The following is an 18,156-nucleotide window of genomic DNA, read 5'->3' on the forward strand; positions in this document are numbered from 1 at the left end:
TGTTTTGAGCAACCTGAGGATAGCTTCCTAGTTTGCTCTTTGATTTTCATTGAGGATTATTTTCAAATCCCCCCAACTCAACAAGTATCTTTGAATTCCAGTCAATTTCTAGCACTGTTTGAAACGTTTCAGCGGGCTATTTCAGATTCGGTCCACTATTCCTTTCCAAAAACATTGCATATTGCGCCGAAGGAATTGCTCACACTATCCCCAAGCACAAAACCCTCAGTCGACTGACCGAGGGTTCCTTTTCATTATTCAAGAACTTGATTAGCTCAATGCATCCAAGGCATCATCCATTGAAAGAACTTCGTGGAAGACACGTTGTGTCAATTCAGTTTTTTGTTCTGGAGTGAGGTATTTAGTGTTTACACAGTATCCAGAGATACGTACGATAACGTCTTCACCTGACATAATCTTTTCGTAAACATCGTTCAAGTCCATAACGTTCAAGTTAACGTGTTGTCCACCGTTTTCGAAGTAACCATCAAGGATTGTTACCAAGTTATCAACTTGTTCGTCACGAGTCTTACCAAGAGCGCGAGGTGATACTTGTGTAGTCAATGAGATACCATCAGCTGCATAACTAAAGTCAAGGCTAGAAAGTGAATTCAAGTTTTGCAACCATCCACCTTTAGCTTTGTTAGATGGGTTAGCACCTGGTGAGAAGAATTCAAGTTTAGACAAGTTCACAGAACCATCTTCGTTGAGGTATACACCTTTGTGGACTGGTGAGTTACCAGTTTGTTTAGAGTAAGCAACGTTAGATGTGATTGTCAAAAGTGATACAGTAGCTTCTGCGTCTTTGTAAAGTTTGTGGCTACGTAGACGAGTAGTGTAAGCTTCGATCAACCATTCTGCCAATTCGTTTGAACGTGGGTCATCTTCACCCCAACGTGGGTATTCACCGATTGTTTCGTAATCGTAGATATAGCCATTTTCGTCACGGATTGGTTTAACTGTAGCGTACTTAATAGCTGACAATGTGTCAACAGTGTTGGCAAATCCACAGATACCGAATCCCATGTTGGCACGTTGTTTAGTTGGCAAGAAGGCCATTTGAACAGCTTCGTAGTTGTATTTATCAGTCATGTAGTGAATGATGTTCAAGGCATCTACGTAAGTGTCAGTCAACCAGTCAAGAGATTTTTCAAAGTTAGCTTTAACTGATTCAAATTCAAGAACTTCGTCACGGATTGGTTCGATGTCAAATACTTTGTAGTCTTTGTGAACATCGTCGTAACCACCGTTCAAACCAGTAAGAAGGGCTTTCAATACGTTTACACGCGCACCGAAGTACTGGATGTTGTGGCGTTGTTCTTCATTTTCTGGGTCAAGTGGAGACACACAGCATGAGATACAACTCATTTCACCATATCCGTCTTTAGCCATTGTTGTTACACCTTCGTATTGGATAGAAGAGTGTTTGTGGCTCATGTGCATACAGTAGCGGCGGAAGTTGTATGGCAATTTATCAGTCCAAAGAACTGTCAAGTTTGGTTCTGGAGAGTTACCGATGTTGTCAAGAGTGTTCAAGAAACGGTAGTCCATCTTAGTAACACGGTGACGACCGTCGTTACCCATACCAGCCATAGAAGTTGTGATGAAAGTTGGGTCACCTGAGTACAATTGGTCGTAAGCTTTTGTCCGAGCAAATTTAACTGTACGAAGTTTCATAACGAAATCATCAACGAATTCTTGGATTTCTGATTCAGTAAATGTACCACGAGCAAGGTCACGTTCTGCAAAGATGTCCAAAACGATTGGTACACGTCCTAGAGATGTAGCAGCACCGTTGATAACACGGCAGACAGACATGAAGGCGATGTTAACCCATTGGATCGCTTCTTTAACGTTCATCGCTGGTTTGCGAACATCAACTCCGTAAAGGTCACCCAAGCGAACAACTTGTTGCAATGCTTGGTATTGAAGGTTGATTTCTTCACGAAGACGGATTGTTTCTTCATCAATTTCTTCGATTGCATTCCAGTCGTTTACTTTTTCTTGCATCAAGTAGTCTGCACCGTAAAGAGCAAGACGTGCGTAAACACCGATGATACGTCCGCGTGAGTATGCATCTGGAAGACCAGTTACAGTGTGTGCGTGACGTGCGCGACGAATGTTTGAAGTGTAGGCACGGAAGATACCGTCGTTAACTGTTGTTACGTATTTAGTAAAGATTTCGTGAACAGCTGGATCTGGTTCGTATCCATTTTCTTTCAAAGTTGTTTCAGCCATACGGATACCACCTTTTGGCATGAAGTTCAATTTGAAGAGTTCATCGTTTTGGATACCGAAGATAACTTCATTTTCTTTATCGATAAATCCTGCTGGGATATCAGCGATAGATGTTGGACGAGTGTCCATTGGGAAACGAGTTTCTTCGTAGTGAGCCTTCGTTTCTTCTACAATTTTTTTGATGTGAAGTGAACGTTCTGTTGGTCCTGCAAGGAAGCTTTCGTCTCCATCGTAAGGTGTGTAGTTAGCTTGTACGAAGCGTGATACACTTGCTTTTTCTTTCCAATCTACGCCTTTGAAGCCTTCCCAAGCTTTGTCAAAAATATCTTGTGCTTCAACAACTGTTTTAACAACCATGTTAATGTCCTCTTTTTTCTTTCTAGTAACAACCATCTGTTACATTCATGAGGCAAGTATACCATACAGTAACCGATTTCAACAAGTGGAAAATCCCTATTTTTACACTTTCTTTTCTAAAACAGTCTATATTTTATTTCAAACTGTATTATATTTTTGAAAAAATAAAGTCCTTTTTTCTTTTTTTCAGAAAAAAGGGTATAATAAAAGAAAATAAGCGGTAAAAAGGGGGCTAGGCATGTTGATTTTTCCTTTGTTAAATGATTTGTCAAGAAAAATCATCCATATTGACATGGATGCCTTTTTTGCTGCGGTGGAAATCAGAGATAATCCTAAACTCAGAGGAAAACCTGTCATTATCGGCAGTGACCCTCGGCAAACAGGTGGGCGGGGAGTCGTTTCTACCTGTAGCTATGAGGCACGAGCTTTTGGTATCCATTCAGCCATGAGCTCTAAGGAAGCCTATGAGCGTTGTCCCCAGGCCGTCTTCATCTCGGGGAATTATGAGAAATACAAAGCTGTGGGACTCCAGATTCGAGCTATCTTTAAGCGCTATACAGATTTAATAGAACCCATGAGCATTGACGAAGCCTATTTGGATGTGACAGAAAATAAACTCGGGATCAAGTCAGCGGTCAAAATTGCTCGCCTCATTCAAGAGGATATCTGGCAAGAACTCCATCTAACTGCTTCTGCTGGCGTTTCTTACAACAAATTCTTGGCTAAAATGGCCAGTGATTATCAAAAACCACATGGTTTGACAGTGATTCTACCTGACCAAGCTGAGGATTTCCTCAAACAAATGGATATTTCCAAGTTTCATGGAGTAGGAAAAAAGACTGTAGAACGTCTTCATCAAATGGGCGTTTTTACTGGCGCTGACCTACTTGAAGTCCCTGAAGTGACCCTAATAGATCGTTTTGGTAGACTGGGTTATGACCTTTATCGAAAGGCTCGTGGCATCCACAATTCCCCAGTCAAATCCAATCGCATCCGTAAGTCAATCGGGAAGGAGAAAACCTATGGGAAGATTCTCCGTGCCGAGGAAGATATCAAAAAAGAGCTGACTCTTCTATCAGAAAGAGTCGCTCTCAATCTCAGTCAACAAGAAAAATCTGGAAAAATTGTCATTTTGAAAATCCGCTACGAGGACTTTTCAACTCTCACTAAACGAAAAAGTCTAGCTCAAAAAACACAGGATGCTAGCCAGATAAGCCAAATAGCCCTACAACTCTATGAAGAATTAAGCGAGAAAGAAAGAGGTGTCCGCCTGCTGGGGATTACCGTGACTGGATTTTGAAACTCAATGAAAATCAAAGAGCAAACTAGGAAGCTAGCCGCAGGCTGCTCAAAACANNTTGCAGATAGAGCTGACGCGGTCTGAAGAGATTTTCAAAGAGTATAAAACCTTGAAGAGCTGCCCCTTCAAGGTTTTTCTTATACAAATAAACGGACAAAACTGTAAAGTAGCAAGACACTACCAAGCACGATGCGGTATTTACCAAAAAGGGTAAAATCGTGTTTTTTCACATAACTTGTCAAAAAGCGAATAGCCACCATGCTGACTGCAAAAGCGACTCCCATCGCAACCAAGAGCAAGAACAATTGTCCAAAGCTCAAGAGCTGTCCTGCTTTCAAAAATTTGAAAATCTTTAAGGCACTAGCTCCAAACATAACAGGAATCCCTAGATAGAAGGTAAATTCTGTCACAACTGAACGACTGGTTCCATTTAACAAACCACCGACGATTGTAGCTCCAGAACGGCTTGTCCCTGGTAAAAGGGCAAGAACTTGGAAGAGTCCGATATAGAAAGCTGTTGTATAAGGAAGCTTGTCCAACTCTGTCACACTTGGCTCGATAGCACGCGCTTTATTACGTTTTTCCAAATAGATAAAGGCAATCCCATAGATAATCAACATGAGAGCAACAGAAACCATGTTATGGAAGTGGGTATCAAACCAATCATCAAACTTAAAGACGGCAAGTAAAGGCAAGGTCGCAATCAAGACCTTCAGCCATAGTCTCCAAGTCTTACGAACTTCCTGCTTGTCCTTAGTCGGTTTGAAAGGATTGAGCTTGTTAAAGTAGATTACCATGACCGCCAAAATCGCACCAAGCTGAATCACGACATTAAACATGGAAATAAAGGCTTCGTTTTGATTTTGGTATTGGATAAATTCCTCTGCTAAAATCAAGTGACCTGTACTGGAAATCGGCAACCATTCCGTAATTCCTTCAACAATCCCGAAGAAGATAGATTTTAAAATTTCAATAAGATACATAGATTACTCCTTTTTCTATCTTCCATTATAGCATATTTTTCAATCTATGGCAGTTCTCTTTAAAAGGCACCGATACTTCCACCACCTCCGCCTCCAGAGAAACCACCGCCAGAACTTCCACTTCCAGAAGATACAGAGTAGGTACTTGCTGTATTTGCGACACTGGCATAATGGCTCATTTGCGCGCTTGAATGATAAAACATACTGTGCCAGCCATAAGCTACATAGAGGTTGATATCTGGATTTTCCACTTGAATCTGATGAACCTTCATCAAATGGCTGACCTTGTCCGCATAGCCAAATAAGGTCGCATAGACCAAGAGGCGATTCCAGACCACAATACTTTCCAATTCAGCCTGATCCAATCGCGCAATCTCACGCAACATATTTTCAAAACTGGTCCAGAGATAGTAGACCTCTGCTCCTGCTTCATTTAGGACACCATCACGATTATCTAATCGAAGCTTCCAATAATAGAAAACAGCCAAAACCAAACCTAGAAAACCAAGTATTGGCAAGGGGAGGTAAAGATAGCCATAAACGTCCAAACTGTACAAGAACAAACCAAATCCAATAAATAGGGGCAAGATAGTGGAGAGTCCCATACCCACTTGCAAGGCCTTTTCCCCACCAGTTAAAGGACGATAGTAATCTGGGAGCCCCCAGAAGAAAACCCTGTCTCTGACCCCTTCTTGCATCTCTTTTAATACTGCTTCGAAAGAAGATTTAAGCTGACGCCCCTTTGCTTGAATCCGTTTTTCATCAGAGACTTTTGCTCTACGATAAAGACTATCAGATACCTTGTAATCCGCAAACAAATTGGAAAGAGTTTCTTCTTTTTTGCCTGAAAAAGCCAGATTTAGACAGTCTTTCTCAAAGCTTGACAAACCATCTTCTTTTACTAGCCTCAAACCAACTGCATCTCCTTCTGAAATGATAGAGACATTTCCACGGTCTATCACATCTAGCAAGGTAGCTTGAATAAGTTGGTCAAAGGTGAATTTGCCAGCCCCCTTGACCAAGGGACTCACTTCCTCCAAGGAGGTCGAGTAGACAGCCTCTGATAAAACCATAGGCTCTAATTCCATTGGTGGTTCATAGAGACGATGATTTTTGGCATATTTGACTGAAGGAGTGGTCTTTCTTCTATAGATAAAATAGAAGCAGACACTCAATAACAAGGAGATAGAAAGTATCGAAGGTAAGACCCAAGTAAGGAGTTGTTTACTTTGCTCTTTTTCTTTAACAATCGAGTCTTCTACCTTATTAAATTCTTCTAAATGATTTCCTTTCAATCCCTGATCCCTAGCGCTAGCAAAATCAGTTCGAGGCCAATAGGCATGCAATTCAACTCCACGCTTAGCCGGAAGATTGTCCAAACGAATAGTATAATCAAGGCTACTCTTTTCAATCGTTCCCTCTCTAAAAAGTTTCCCTGTATGGAAAAAGAGTTTTTCAGCTCCCTTGTCTCCCCTTACATGAAATTCAAACTTGCCAATAGCCCCTGAACTATCTGTTAAAGGTTGCCAATTTAATTCAGCAATGTCATCATATAGGAAAAGCAAATTTTTTAAGTTCCATGTAAGCTCAACTTCAACTGTGTCGCCTTCCTGGCCTGGATTATAGACTCTCACAGTATAACCATTCGCTTCTTCTGTCACTTCGCTCGTAACGTCTGCTAGTTCAGCACCATTTTTCGCAGCCTGAACCTTTGGATGAGGATCAATGTCAAATCCACTAGGCATCTTGCCAGCACGTCCAAGTCCCACGATTTGGCCCTTAAAGTCCTCCTCAAACTGATAAACTATCTTTTGTCTAAATTCTGCCGTATTGTCTGCATGAATATACAAATCCCCTTGATAAGAGTTTATCTTGAAATCAATGGCGAAAACAGAAAGTGGCAGAAGGCAAAACAAGCCAAACATCAGTAAGAAAAAAGTTTTTTTCATCAACTAAGCCCCCTTTTTATCTTTCTTATCATTATAGCATTTTTTCGTAAGTAAAGGCTTACTTATGTTGAAAAATTACGCATTTTTCGATAAAATAGGAGACAGTTATTTTTTAATAGATTAGAATAGGAGAAATCATGAGAAAAATATACTTATCTATTTTCACAAGTCTCTTGCTGATGCTAGGACTTGTCAATGTTGCTCAAGCCGATGAATATTTACGCATCGGGATGGAAGCAGCATATGCCCCCTTTAACTGGACCCAGGATGATGATAGCAATGGAGCTGTCAAAATCGATGGAACCAACCAGTATGCCAACGGATACGATGTTCAAATCGCCAAGAAAATCGCTAAGGACTTAGGTAAAGAACCTTTGGTTGTTAAAACCAAGTGGGAAGGTCTAGTCCCTGCCCTTACTTCTGGTAAGATTGACATGATTATCGCAGGTATGAGTCCTACTGCCGAGCGTAAACAAGAAATTGCCTTTTCAAGCAGTTACTACACTAGCGAACCAGTTTTGCTTATCAAAAAAGATTCTGCCTACGCAAATGCTAAATCTTTGAATGACTTTAATGGTGCGAAAATCACTTCTCAACAAGGTGTTTACCTTTATGACTTGATTTCACAAATCCCAGGTGCTAAAAAAGAAACAGCCATGGGAGACTTCGCTCAAATGCGCCAAGCTCTTGAGGCTGGTGTCATCGATGCCTATGTTTCTGAACGCCCAGAAGCTCTGACTGCCGAAGCTGCAAACTCTAAGTTCAAGATGGTCCAAGTAGAACCAGGTTTCAAAACTGGGGAAGAAGATACAGCTATCGCCATTGGACTTCGTAAAGATGACAATCGTATTAGCCAAATCAATGCCAGCATTGAAACCATTTCAAAAGACGACCAAGTTGCCTTGATGGATCGTATGATCAAGGAACAACCTGCCGAAGCTACAACAACTGAAGAGACTAGCAGTAGTTTCTTTAGCCAAGTTGCTAAAATTCTTTCTGAAAACTGGCAACAACTCTTGCGTGGTGCTGGTATCACTCTTTTAATCTCTATCGTCGGAACCATCACAGGTCTCATTATCGGTCTTGCCATTGGTGTTTTCCGTACTGCTCCTCTATCTGAAAATAAAGCCATTTATAGCCTACAAAAATTAGTTGGCTGGATCCTCAATGTCTACATTGAAATTTTCCGTGGTACGCCAATGATCGTTCAATCGATGGTTATCTACTATGGAACTGCCCAAGCTTTCGGTATCAACCTTGACCGTACACTAGCTGCTATCTTCATCGTTTCAATCAATACCGGTGCCTACATGACTGAAATCGTCCGTGGTGGTATCCTGGCAGTTGACAAGGGACAATTTGAAGCCGCAACTGCACTCGGTATGACTCATAACCAAACCATGCGTAAGATTGTCCTACCTCAGGTTGTCCGCAATATCCTACCAGCAACTGGTAATGAATTTGTCATCAATATCAAAGATACATCTGTATTGAACGTTATCTCTGTTGTCGAACTTTATTTCTCAGGAAATACCGTGGCAACTCAAACCTATCAATACTTCCAGACATTTACAATCATCGCCGTGATTTACTTTGTCCTCACCTTCACCGTAACACGTATCCTACGCTTCATCGAACGCAGAATGGACATGGATACCTATACTACAGGTGCTAACCAAATACAAACGGAGGATTTTAAATAATGACACAAGCAATCCTTGAAATTAAACACCTCAAAAAATCCTATGGCCAAAACGAAGTGCTAAAAGACATTTCACTCACTGTCCACAAGGGAGAGGTCATCTCTATCATCGGAAGCTCTGGAAGCGGGAAATCGACCTTCCTACGCTCTATTAACCTACTTGAAACACCAACTGATGGACAAATCCTTTATCATGGACAAAACGTCCTCGAAAAAGGCTATGACCTCACGCAATACCGTGAAAAGTTGGGGATGGTGTTCCAATCCTTTAACCTCTTTGAAAATCTCAACGTGCTTGAAAACACAATTGTCGCTCAGACAACTGTCCTTAAACGCGAACGCACAGAAGCTGAAAAGATTGCCAAAGAAAACCTGGAAAAGGTCGGTATGGGGGAACGCTACTGGCAAGCGAAACCAAAACAACTCTCAGGTGGTCAAAAACAACGTGTGGCCATCGCTCGCGCCCTTTCCATGAATCCAGATGCTATTCTCTTTGATGAACCAACATCAGCTCTCGATCCAGAAATGGTTGGAGAAGTCCTCAAAATCATGCAAGATCTAGCTCAGGAAGGCTTGACTATGATTGTCGTAACCCATGAAATGGAATTCGCCCGTGATGTCTCTCACCGTGTTATCTTTATGGATAAGGGTGTGATTGCTGAAGAAGGCAAACCAGAAGATCTCTTCACCAATCCTAAAGAAGACCGTACAAAAGAATTCCTTCAACGCTATCTCAAATAAAAAGAAAAGGCTGCCTCAACCGTGCAGTCTTTTTGCTGTCCTCAAAATGAAAAGGCAGATTCTCTATCTCTACTACTTGAGGGTCAAGAATCCGCCGTTATCCAAAGATTAATCTTCAAATTTTTCATGATTTTTTTCATAGAAATCAATTAGGCCTAGGGCTGTTTCAAATGAAATATTTTTTACTTTTGCACGACCCTGCGCCAGAGCAATGATAGACATTTCACGCGCATTCGTTTCCTTAGAGATACGGTAGCCTGTGATTTTCTTATCACGAACCCAGCCAACAACTGATTCTACTTTTTCAAAGTTTGACTTAGCCATGTTTTTCTCCTATTTTCTTCTTTACAATACTTAATTGTATACGTTTTTACTACTTTTGTCAATAAAAAAACATATATTCAATAAAATAAATGACCCAGAATCTTCTTACTTCCTTTTTAAAGCCGATAATATATAGTTTTCCGCTTACTATAACCCATCAGTATGCTCCTAAAAAATAATTGCATTATTAAACTTTAAATTTGTAAAAATATTCACGTATGCTGAATACCAGTTTCTCAATAGGATAGACAGGATTTACTATTTCATTCTATCTATTCCTTTTAAATCAACAAGCCCACTAAAGATAGTCTTTCACTCCTCACTATCTCTAAATCATTCCGTTTTCTTTCTCCTTCTTTGGTTCCTTTCCTGTCCTTATCTATATCTTATCCATTTCACAACCGGTACTACTTACTTTGTACAATCTTGCATCTTCTGATTACATACCCACTTTCCAGCTAGTCATTTAAAATCAGTATCACTAGCTATTGCATGTCTAGCACTATTGTCTATCTCACGAGTTTTTCGACCAACTCACCTAGCAGTCATCTCACAAACATTGATTATTTTTTTTGATTCCTATTATATTTAGAGAAATCTCAAATTAGGGATATATACAATTGGGGATTTCAAAAAATTTCCTTATATATAGTAAGTAATTCTGCCGCCTTAATATAAACAGAATCGAAAATAATAGGTGTTATAGTGAGTTGTAGTAGAAATAGCACGATAAGCTTCCTAAAACCATAGGAATCGCCCCCTTTCTTCACTATCATTATAACACCTATACATTAGTTGTGCAAATAATATGATATTTTTTTATTAGTCCTCAGACAAGCATATTATAGAGCGTTTCATTCCCATTTAAGTTAATATAAGCTGGATCAAAACCTTCCATTCGACGAATTAAGCCTGCATAATCATGCTTATCTGCCAAAGCGATCCCAATCAATACTGGACCTGTTCCCTTACTAGCTCGCTTGATATACTCAAAACGGGTGATATCATCATTTGGCCCCAAGATATCATTTACAAACTCACGCAAAGCTCCTGGACGCTGTGGGAAATTGACCACAAAGTAATGTTTGATCCCATCATAAATCAAGGCACGCTCTTCCATTTCTGGCATACGGTTGATATCATTATTCCCTCCAGAAATGATACAACAAATGGTTTTCCCCTTGATATATTCAGCTAAAACCTCTAAAGAGGCGATACTAGCTGCTCCAGCAGGTTCTGCAACAATCCCTTGCTTAGAGTAGAGGTCAATCAAAGTTTCAGAAATCAATCCCTCATCGACACCTACCAAAGTTTGAACATGTTGACGCGTTGCTTCATAGGTCAACTGTCCTACCTTTTGCACAGCAATCCCATCCGCAAATTTGTCAATTTCTTTGAGTTTAACAGGTCCACCAGCTTCAAAAGCAGCTTTCATGGAACGCGCTCCATTAGCCTCTACCCCAATGACTTCAATTTCTGGACTTGTTTCCTTGATATAGGTAGAAACCCCGGCAATGAGACCGCCACCACCAACAGGGACCAAGACAGCATCAAAGTCAATCGATTCTTTTCGAGCTTCTTCTAAAATCTCATAAGCAACTGTTCCTTGACCCGCTTGGACATGAGTATCATCAAAGGGAGCAATAAAGGTACGATTTTCAGAGACTGTAAATTCTTGAGCTGCTTTGGCTGAGGCATCAAAGGTATCTCCAACTAGTTTAATGGTTACAAAATCCCCACCAAAAAAGCGAACCTGACCAATCTTTTGTTGCGGAGTGGTAATGGGCATAAAAATAGTAGCAGGAATTTTCATCTCATTACAAGTATAGGCAACTCCCTGCGCATGATTTCCCGCAGAAGCACAGACTACCCCACGCTCACGTTCTTCCTTGCTGAGCTGAGAAATAGCATAATAGGCACCACGAATTTTAAAGGAACGAACACGCTGGGCATTTTCTTTTTTCAAATAAATCTTAGCACCATACTTCTCCGATAAATAATGGTCGTAATCCAGTGGGGTATTCACAACCACACCATTCAAGACCTTATGAGCCTTGATAATATCTTTTGAACTTAACATATAAAACCTCTTTTTCTATAAAAAACAGTCACTAATGACTGTTTTTTTAGTTATTCATCTCCAAAAACTTCAGCAACACTTTCATGATATTTATGAGCCATACGAATTGAAAACTCTTTAGGAAGTTCATAACGATTTGTGGAAATCCAATCATATAACCATTCTGCCAAACTTTCTTCACTATCATTACGATGGAAGATAAAATAGTTTAAAACTTCTTTATATTCTACATCATTCAAATCCAGCGTGTCTACAAATTGACTACGAGAAACAAAATTAGAATCTAATTTTCTTAGTTGATCTGTCAATTCTCCCAATTGTAAATCCAACTGAAAAAATAATTTTTGCAGTTGCCTATCAGTTTCATCACATCCTGTCTTGATAGAAAACAAATTGGTAATATTCATATGATTTCAACCCCTAAATAAGTATATCTAATATCCCACGAATAGCTGAAGCTACTATTTTAAGCAAAATTCTTTGCTTTCTAATTAGTTATAGATTTTGAATGCATCATCGTCGTTTTTACCAACGAAAGGCATTGCTTTACGCAATTCTGCACCAACTTTTTCAATTTCAAGGTTAGCTGCTTGTTCACGGTAAGCAGTCAATTTTGGACGTCCAGCTTTATAGTCATTTACAAAGTCATTTGCAAATTTACCATTTTGGATGTCTGCCAAGACAGCTTTCATATTTTCTTTAACTTGCTCAGTAATCACACGTGGACCTGATACATAGTCACCGTATTCAGCAGTGTTTGAAATAGATTGACGCATTTTCTTGAATCCACCTTCATAGATCAAGTCAACGATCAATTTCATTTCGTGAAGAACTTCAAAGTAAGCCAATTCTGGAGCGTAACCTGCTTCTGTCAAGACTTCGAAACCTGCTTCGATAAGGGCAGTCAAACCACCACAAAGTACAGCTTGTTCACCAAACAAATCTTCTTCAGTTTCTTCTTTGTATGTTGTTTCAAGAAGACCTACACGAGCTGCTCCAACACCTTTACACCAGTCCATAGCAATGTTTTTCGCATTTCCTGTTGCATCTTGGTATACTGCGTAAAGAGCTGGTACACCAAATCCTTCTTCGTAAGTACGGCGTACCAAGTGCCCTGGTCCTTTAGGAGCACACATAAAGACATCTACATCCGCAGGAACTTTGATAAATTCGAAGTGAATGTTGAAACCATGAGCAAATCCAACTGCATTCCCAGCTTCCAAGTTTGGAGCGATTTCCGCTTCGTACAATTCTTGTTGGATTTCGTCTGGTGCCAAAATCATGATAACATCAGCCAATTTAGTTGCTTCTGCTACTGTGTAAGTGTCAAATCCATCTTCTTTTGCTTTGTCAAAAGATTTACCTGGACGTACACCGATGATGACATCGCGACCTGAGTCACGCAAGTTTTGAGCATGCGCATGTCCTTGTGAACCATAACCGATAACGGCGATTTTTTTACCGTCAAGTGCTGCTACTTTAACATCTTTTTCGTATTCCATTTGAACTGCCATAGTTTTTCTCTCTTTTCTATCATTTATTGCCTTTTAGGCTGGTTTAACAAATTTAAGTTGGATTTTTAGTCACGGGTAAATCCAGTTGCACCCGTTCGAGCAATATTGCGAATACCGTATGGTCGAATGACTCGTAATAGAGCTTCACTCTTTTCAGCATTTCCTGTCATCTGAATGGTAATCGAGCTTGGCGCTACGTCTACCACTGTTGCACGGAAAGGTTGAATAATCGCTAGAATCTCAGCTCGCTTCTCAGCTGGCGCTGACATCTTAACCAAAATCACCTCGCGCTCCAAATGAGGCTTGTCTGTAATATCACGAATGCGAATCACATCAATCTGACGATTGAGTTGCTTGATAATTTGCTCCACTTCATCATGAGAAGCAACATCAATAATAATGGTGATACGCGATACATTCGGATCTTCTGTTGCTCCAACAGAGATGCTTTCAATATTAACCTGACGACGAGATAAGACACCTGTAAAGCGATTGAGGACTCCTGAACGATTTTGTAGTTTTGCTGTTAACATTCTACGCATGGAACTTCACCCCCAACATCTCATGATTACTCTTACCAGCCGGTACCATTGGTAACACCTGTTCCTTACGAGAAATATCTACCTCAATTAGCATAGGAACATGCTCAGTGATGACTTCAAGGTCTTGAGCCAAGGTCTCAGGATTGTCAAACTTATAGTTTTTAATACCATAAGCCTGCGCCATCAATTGGAAATCAGGAAGGGTATCAAAGACCGACTCTGATGTTCTTCCTTCATAGAAGGATTCCTGCCACTGGCGAACCATTCCAAGTGAATGATTGTTCAGCATAACCACCTTGATTGGCACTTTGTAAATATTCAAAATAGCCAACTCCTGGTTGGTCATTTGGAAACCACCATCCCCAACAAACAAGACTACTTCCTTATCTGGGTTAGCAATTTTAGCCCCGATTGCTGCTGGAATTCCGAATCCCATGGTTCCTAAACCACCTGAAGTCACTAACTGACGTTCATTTTGGTAGGGATAATACTGGGCTGTCCACATTTGGTGTTGACCAACATCTGTTACCACAATGGCATCTCCATTCGTCAATTCACCAATGCGTTCAATAACTGCTTGCGGTTGAACCACACGCTCTTTCTTATCATAAGAACGAACACGGTTCTTGTCTTTAGTAACTTTCTCAATCCATTTCTCAGTATTGTTATGAACTGTCGGTTCTGCTAGCAACATTTGCAAGGCTTTCTTAGCATCTCCAACTACAGGAATATCTGCACTGATAATCTTGCCAATCTCGGCTGGGTCAATATCAATATGGGCAACCTTAGAATTCTTAGCAAAAGTCTTTGGATTTCCTGTCAAACGGTCATCAAAACGAGAGCCAATACTAATCATAAAGTCCGTCTCTGTCATGGCAATATTCGCTGCGAAAGAACCGTGCATCCCCCCCATTCCAAGGAAGAGTGGGTGAGTCGTTGCAATTGTTCCTTGACCTAAGAGAGTTGTTACGACTGGAATTTGATAGCGTTCTGCAAATTCATTTAATTCTGCCGCAGCCTCAGCATAACTAATTCCACCACCAGCTAACAAGACTGGCTTTTTAGCCTTGGACAATTGCTTCAAGATTTTCTTGATTTGCATATCATTTGGTTCAAGAGTCGGCTGATAGCTTGGTAGGTTCACTTCTGGTGAATAAATGAAGTCTGTTTCTAAAGCAGATACGTCTTTAGGTAGGTCAATGACGACTGGCCCTGGACGGCCTGTAGTCGCGATATGGACAGCTTCCGTGATGATACGCGGAATATCAGCTGTCTCACGAACTTGGTAATTGTACTTAGTGATTGGCATGGTAATTCCCACGATGTCTGCCTCCTGAAAGGCATCCTTCCCAATCCCTGCTCGCCCTACCTGACCTGTAAAGACCAAAAGGGGAACACTATCGCTCATGGCATCCGCAATCCCTGTAATGGCATTTGTTGCTCCCGGTCCGCTAGTAACGACGGCAACACCCAACTTTCCAGTTGATTTAGCATAACCTTCAGCTTCATGCAGACAACCTTGCTCATGGCGTCCTAGAATGTGGTGAATACCTTTAAAATTATATATCGCATCATAAAAAGGCAAGACTGCACCACCAGGATAACCAAAGATGGTATCAATTCCTAAATCACGAAGTGTTTCCAAAACTAGGTCCGAACCCGTCTTAGGAGATTCTAAACTGATTTTCTCCATTGTTCCCCTTTCTTTCCTCTTAAAAATAACTTGTTACTATCATACCATTTTTTAAAAAATTTTCAAGAGAAAAGAAGAAATTTTCTGAATTTTCTATTTTAACGTTTATTTATGAATGTTATTTTTGTTTTTATTAAAAAGATACCGTTTTCATTTACTAAAAAAGAAAAAAGAACTGATTTCTCAGTCCTTCATTAATCGGCTCTTATTCCACACTAAATAGATAGGGGTAAACAGGTTGTTGACCTTGGTGGATTTCAACTTCAAGATCCTCAAATTCTTCTGCGATTTCTTGAGCGATTTCATTGGCAAGTTCTTCGCTTCCGTCTTCACCGACATAGAAGGTTACGATTTCACTGTCTTCATCCAACATATGTTTCAAAGTTTCTGCCAAGGTTTGGTGCATGTCAGGGTTTGACACGAGGATTTTCCCATCCACCATACCTAGATTATCGTTTTCATGGATTTCTAAACCATCGATCGTTGTATCACGCACGGCTGTTGTGACGCTTCCGCTAACGACATCGCTAAGAGCAGCTGTCATACGCTCTTGGTTTTCTTCAATGGACTTGCTTGAATCAAAGGCAAGAAGACTTGTCAAACCTTGAGGAAGAGTGCGAGCCTCTACCACTACTGCTGGTTGCTCCAAAACTTCTGCCGCAGATTGAGCTGCCATGAAGATATTCTTGTTATTTGGCAGGAAGATGATGTTACGGGCATTGACCTGTTCAACAGCCTTGATAAAGTCTTCTGTTGAAGGGTTCATGGTTTGACCGCCTTCGATAACATAATCCACACCTTGAGAACGGAAGATATCTGCTAGACCTTTACCAGCCACCACAGCAATCAAAGCATACTCTTTTTCTTCAGCTGGCTTGCTAACTTGGGCAGTTTCTTTCTCAATCTGTGCTTCGTGTTGGTTACGCATATTGTCAACTTTTACCTTGACCAAGCTACCATATTTTAGACCTTCTTGCATGACAAGTCCTGGATCTTCTGTATGGACATGGACTTTGACGATTTCATCATCATTGACAACGAGGAGAGAATCTCCAAGTTCATTCAAGTAGTTACGGAATTCATCGTAGTCAAAATCTTTGGCATAGGTTGGACCTTGCTTAAGAGCTACCATGATTTCAGTACAGTAACCAAAGTTGATATCCTCAGTCGCCACATGACCAGCCACAGACTTGTGGTGCTCTGCATTGATCATTTCACTCATATTGGCAGGAGTCGCTACAAAGTCCTCAGATGCAATATATTCACCAGTAAGGGCAGAAAGGAAACCTTCGTAGATAAAGACCAATCCTTGACCACCTGAGTCCACAACGCCAACTTCCTTCAATACTGGAAGCATGTCTGGCGTTTTAGTTAGAGCTGTTTTAGCACCTTCCAAGGCTGCGCGCATGACTTCAACAGCATCATCTGTTTGCTCAGCTTTTTTCTTAGCACCGATAGCAGCCCCACGAGAAACTGTCAAAATCGTTCCTTCAACTGGTTTCATCACTGCCTTATAGGCAACTTCAACACCTGATTGGAAGGCAAGGGCCAAGTCTTGACCTGTTAACTCGTCTTTATCCTTGATGGCTTGTGAAAATCCACGGAAAAGCTGAGACATAATAACTCCTGAGTTCCCACGCGCACCCATCAAAAGCCCTTTAGCAAGAATGCTCGCTACCTCTCCAACTGTAGAAGCTGGCTTGTCTGCAACTTCTTTAGCTCCATTTTCGATGGTCATCCCCATGTTTGTTCCAGTATCTCCATCTGGAACAGGGAAGACGTTTAATGAATTGACATATTCAGCTTGCTTATTCAAGCGAGTTGATGCAGCCTGCACCATTTCTTGAAATAAGCTAGTAGTAATTTTTGACACGGTTATTCTCCTACAACTTTGATATTTTGAATGTAGACATTTACAGTCTGAGCAGTAATTCCAAGCTGGTTTTCCAAGCTAAAGGCAACACGCTCTTGAATGTTTTTTGACACTTCACTAATCTTTGTTCCGTAGCTTAACACGGTATACACATCAACTGCAATGCTTCCATCTTCGGCTGCCTTTACGACGACACCTTTGGAATAATTTTCCTTACCTAGAAGGGCTTGGAAATTATCTTTGAGGGCATTTTTACTAGCCATACCGACCACACCAAAAATTTCAGTTGCTGCTCCACCTACGACGGTTGCAATCACTTCATCTGTTAGTTCGATTTGACCATCTTTTGTATTAATTTTTACAGTCATCCTTTTTACCTCAACTAGTTGATACTCTATTTTATCATATTTCAGCCCAAGTGTAAAAGCAGAATACTGTATCAGCGGATATTTACTCTGCTTTTAAAATGATTTTTTCACTATGTCAAAAGAAAAAGACCCTGAGGTCTCCTTGCTTTTATTATTAAACGCGTTCAACTTTACCTGATTTCAAAGCGCGAGCTGAAGCCCAAACTTTTTTAGGTTTACCATCGATAAGAACAGTAACTTTTTGAAGGTTTGGTTTTACGGCACGTTTTGTTTGGTTCATCGCGTGTGAACGGTTGTTTCCTGATACAGTCTTACGACCTGTAAAGTAACATACTTTAGCCATTGTGTTTTCCTCCTATTAAATCTAATATAGCGGATGTGCTAGCACTACATACCGTACTATGTTATCACACTTTCTTCATTTTTGCAAGGGAATTGGAAGATTTTTTTATTTATTGTGATTCGAATGTGATATTGAAAGTTCTATAATGA

16 protein-coding genes are annotated in these 18,156 nt (G+C 40.5%); 4 read left to right on the forward strand and 12 right to left on the reverse strand.

What is annotated here, in order from left to right; translation table 11 throughout:
• On the forward strand, positions 1 to 237 hold a 237-nt coding region (locus HT691_RS11145), incomplete at its 5' end, for a hypothetical protein (protein ID WP_205380621.1).
• A gap of 33 nt (positions 238 to 270) precedes the next feature.
• Here HT691_RS11145 and pflB read toward each other — a convergent pair.
• Positions 271 to 2,595: a formate C-acetyltransferase gene (pflB, locus tag HT691_RS05065; RefSeq protein WP_000260631.1), complete on the reverse strand. Its 2,325-nt coding sequence runs from the start codon at positions 2,593 to 2,595 to the stop codon at positions 271 to 273.
• A 238-nt stretch (positions 2,596 to 2,833) separates the two neighbouring features.
• Here pflB and dinB point away from each other — a divergent pair, with 238 nt between their 5' ends.
• The gene (dinB, locus tag HT691_RS05070; RefSeq protein ID WP_000904576.1) at positions 2,834 to 3,895 is read left to right on the forward strand and encodes a DNA polymerase IV; all 1,062 of its coding nucleotides are present in this window, start codon (positions 2,834 to 2,836) and stop codon (positions 3,893 to 3,895) included.
• A 137-nt stretch (positions 3,896 to 4,032) separates the two neighbouring features.
• Here dinB and HT691_RS05075 read toward each other — a convergent pair whose 3' ends face one another.
• Positions 4,033 to 4,878, reverse strand: coding sequence for an undecaprenyl-diphosphate phosphatase (locus HT691_RS05075; protein WP_000280764.1), 846 nt, complete (start codon positions 4,876 to 4,878; stop codon positions 4,033 to 4,035).
• 59 nt (positions 4,879 to 4,937) lie between these two features.
• A complete protein-coding gene (locus HT691_RS05080) occupies positions 4,938 to 6,827 on the reverse strand; it encodes a DUF2207 domain-containing protein (RefSeq protein WP_000750623.1) in 1,890 nt (629 codons plus the stop codon).
• 137 nt (positions 6,828 to 6,964) lie between these two features.
• On the opposite strand from HT691_RS05080, the gene HT691_RS05085 reads away from it, so the two are divergent.
• Both HT691_RS05085 and HT691_RS05090 read left to right on the forward strand, forming a co-directional pair.
• Entirely contained in the window at positions 6,965 to 8,530 is a 1,566-nt protein-coding gene (locus tag HT691_RS05085) for an ABC transporter substrate-binding protein/permease (RefSeq protein ID WP_119948232.1), read from the forward strand.
• Positions 8,530 to 9,270: an amino acid ABC transporter ATP-binding protein gene (locus HT691_RS05090; protein ID WP_000189477.1), complete on the forward strand. Its 741-nt coding sequence runs from the start codon at positions 8,530 to 8,532 to the stop codon at positions 9,268 to 9,270. Before HT691_RS05085 ends, HT691_RS05090 begins: the two co-directional genes overlap by 1 nt.
• A gap of 108 nt (positions 9,271 to 9,378) precedes the next feature.
• On the opposite strand, the gene HT691_RS05095 is transcribed toward HT691_RS05090, so the two are convergent.
• The 9 genes from HT691_RS05095 to rpmB all read right to left on the reverse strand — a co-directional run bounded on the left by HT691_RS05095 (position 9,379) and on the right by rpmB (position 18,007).
• Positions 9,379 to 9,594, reverse strand: coding sequence for a hypothetical protein (locus HT691_RS05095; RefSeq protein ID WP_001130036.1), 216 nt, complete (start codon positions 9,592 to 9,594; stop codon positions 9,379 to 9,381).
• Between the two features lie 829 nt (positions 9,595 to 10,423).
• Entirely contained in the window at positions 10,424 to 11,674 is a 1,251-nt protein-coding gene (ilvA, locus tag HT691_RS05100; protein ID WP_000952969.1) for a threonine ammonia-lyase IlvA, read from the reverse strand.
• Between the two features lie 50 nt (positions 11,675 to 11,724).
• Complete coding sequence (locus HT691_RS05105; protein ID WP_001027903.1) at positions 11,725 to 12,081, reverse strand: hypothetical protein; 357 nt, start codon at positions 12,079 to 12,081, stop codon at positions 11,725 to 11,727.
• Positions 12,082 to 12,165: 84 nt separating this feature from the next.
• Positions 12,166 to 13,188 carry a ketol-acid reductoisomerase gene (gene ilvC / locus HT691_RS05110; protein ID WP_000290683.1) on the reverse strand — a complete coding sequence of 341 codons (1,023 nt, stop codon included), beginning with the start codon at positions 13,186 to 13,188 and terminating at the stop codon, positions 12,166 to 12,168.
• Positions 13,189 to 13,253: 65 nt separating this feature from the next.
• Entirely contained in the window at positions 13,254 to 13,730 is a 477-nt protein-coding gene (gene ilvN / locus HT691_RS05115) for an acetolactate synthase small subunit (protein ID WP_001253803.1), read from the reverse strand.
• Entirely contained in the window at positions 13,723 to 15,423 is a 1,701-nt protein-coding gene (locus tag HT691_RS05120) for an acetolactate synthase large subunit (RefSeq protein ID WP_000411733.1), read from the reverse strand. The genes ilvN and HT691_RS05120 overlap by 8 nt, the downstream gene beginning before the upstream one ends.
• Positions 15,424 to 15,628: 205 nt before the next feature.
• Complete coding sequence (locus HT691_RS05125; protein ID WP_000036650.1) at positions 15,629 to 17,296, reverse strand: DAK2 domain-containing protein; 1,668 nt, start codon at positions 17,294 to 17,296, stop codon at positions 15,629 to 15,631.
• 2 nt (positions 17,297 to 17,298) lie between these two features.
• The gene (locus HT691_RS05130) at positions 17,299 to 17,664 is read right to left on the reverse strand and encodes an Asp23/Gls24 family envelope stress response protein (protein WP_000216436.1); all 366 of its coding nucleotides are present in this window, start codon (positions 17,662 to 17,664) and stop codon (positions 17,299 to 17,301) included.
• A gap of 154 nt (positions 17,665 to 17,818) precedes the next feature.
• Positions 17,819 to 18,007, reverse strand: a complete 189-nt coding sequence (gene rpmB, locus HT691_RS05135; RefSeq protein WP_001140948.1) for a 50S ribosomal protein L28 — start codon at positions 18,005 to 18,007, stop codon at positions 17,819 to 17,821.
• Positions 18,008 to 18,156: the final 149 nt, after the last annotated feature.

It is taken from the genome of Streptococcus sp. 477 (assembly GCF_013277295.1).
GTDB classification, from domain to species: Bacteria; Bacillota; Bacilli; order Lactobacillales; family Streptococcaceae; genus Streptococcus; species Streptococcus pseudopneumoniae.

Coding starts and splice junctions, on each gene's coding strand:
- pflB (WP_000260631.1), bottom strand. CDS start 2,595: ATGGTTGTTAAAACAGTTGTTGAAGCACAAGATATTTTTGACAAAGCT.
- dinB (WP_000904576.1), top strand. CDS start 2,834: ATGTTGATTTTTCCTTTGTTAAATGATTTGTCAAGAAAAATCATCCAT.
- HT691_RS05075 (WP_000280764.1), bottom strand. CDS start 4,878: ATGTATCTTATTGAAATTTTAAAATCTATCTTCTTCGGGATTGTTGAA.
- HT691_RS05080 (WP_000750623.1), bottom strand. CDS start 6,827: ATGAAAAAAACTTTTTTCTTACTGATGTTTGGCTTGTTTTGCCTTCTG.
- HT691_RS05085 (WP_119948232.1), top strand. CDS start 6,965: ATGAGAAAAATATACTTATCTATTTTCACAAGTCTCTTGCTGATGCTA.
- HT691_RS05090 (WP_000189477.1), top strand. CDS start 8,530: ATGACACAAGCAATCCTTGAAATTAAACACCTCAAAAAATCCTATGGC.
- HT691_RS05095 (WP_001130036.1), bottom strand. CDS start 9,594: ATGGCTAAGTCAAACTTTGAAAAAGTAGAATCAGTTGTTGGCTGGGTT.
- ilvA (WP_000952969.1), bottom strand. CDS start 11,674: ATGTTAAGTTCAAAAGATATTATCAAGGCTCATAAGGTCTTGAATGGT.
- HT691_RS05105 (WP_001027903.1), bottom strand. CDS start 12,081: ATGAATATTACCAATTTGTTTTCTATCAAGACAGGATGTGATGAAACT.
- ilvC (WP_000290683.1), bottom strand. CDS start 13,188: ATGGCAGTTCAAATGGAATACGAAAAAGATGTTAAAGTAGCAGCACTT.
- ilvN (WP_001253803.1), bottom strand. CDS start 13,730: ATGCGTAGAATGTTAACAGCAAAACTACAAAATCGTTCAGGAGTCCTC.
- HT691_RS05120 (WP_000411733.1), bottom strand. CDS start 15,423: ATGGAGAAAATCAGTTTAGAATCTCCTAAGACGGGTTCGGACCTAGTT.
- HT691_RS05130 (WP_000216436.1), bottom strand. CDS start 17,664: ATGACTGTAAAAATTAATACAAAAGATGGTCAAATCGAACTAACAGAT.
- rpmB (WP_001140948.1), bottom strand. CDS start 18,007: ATGGCTAAAGTATGTTACTTTACAGGTCGTAAGACTGTATCAGGAAAC.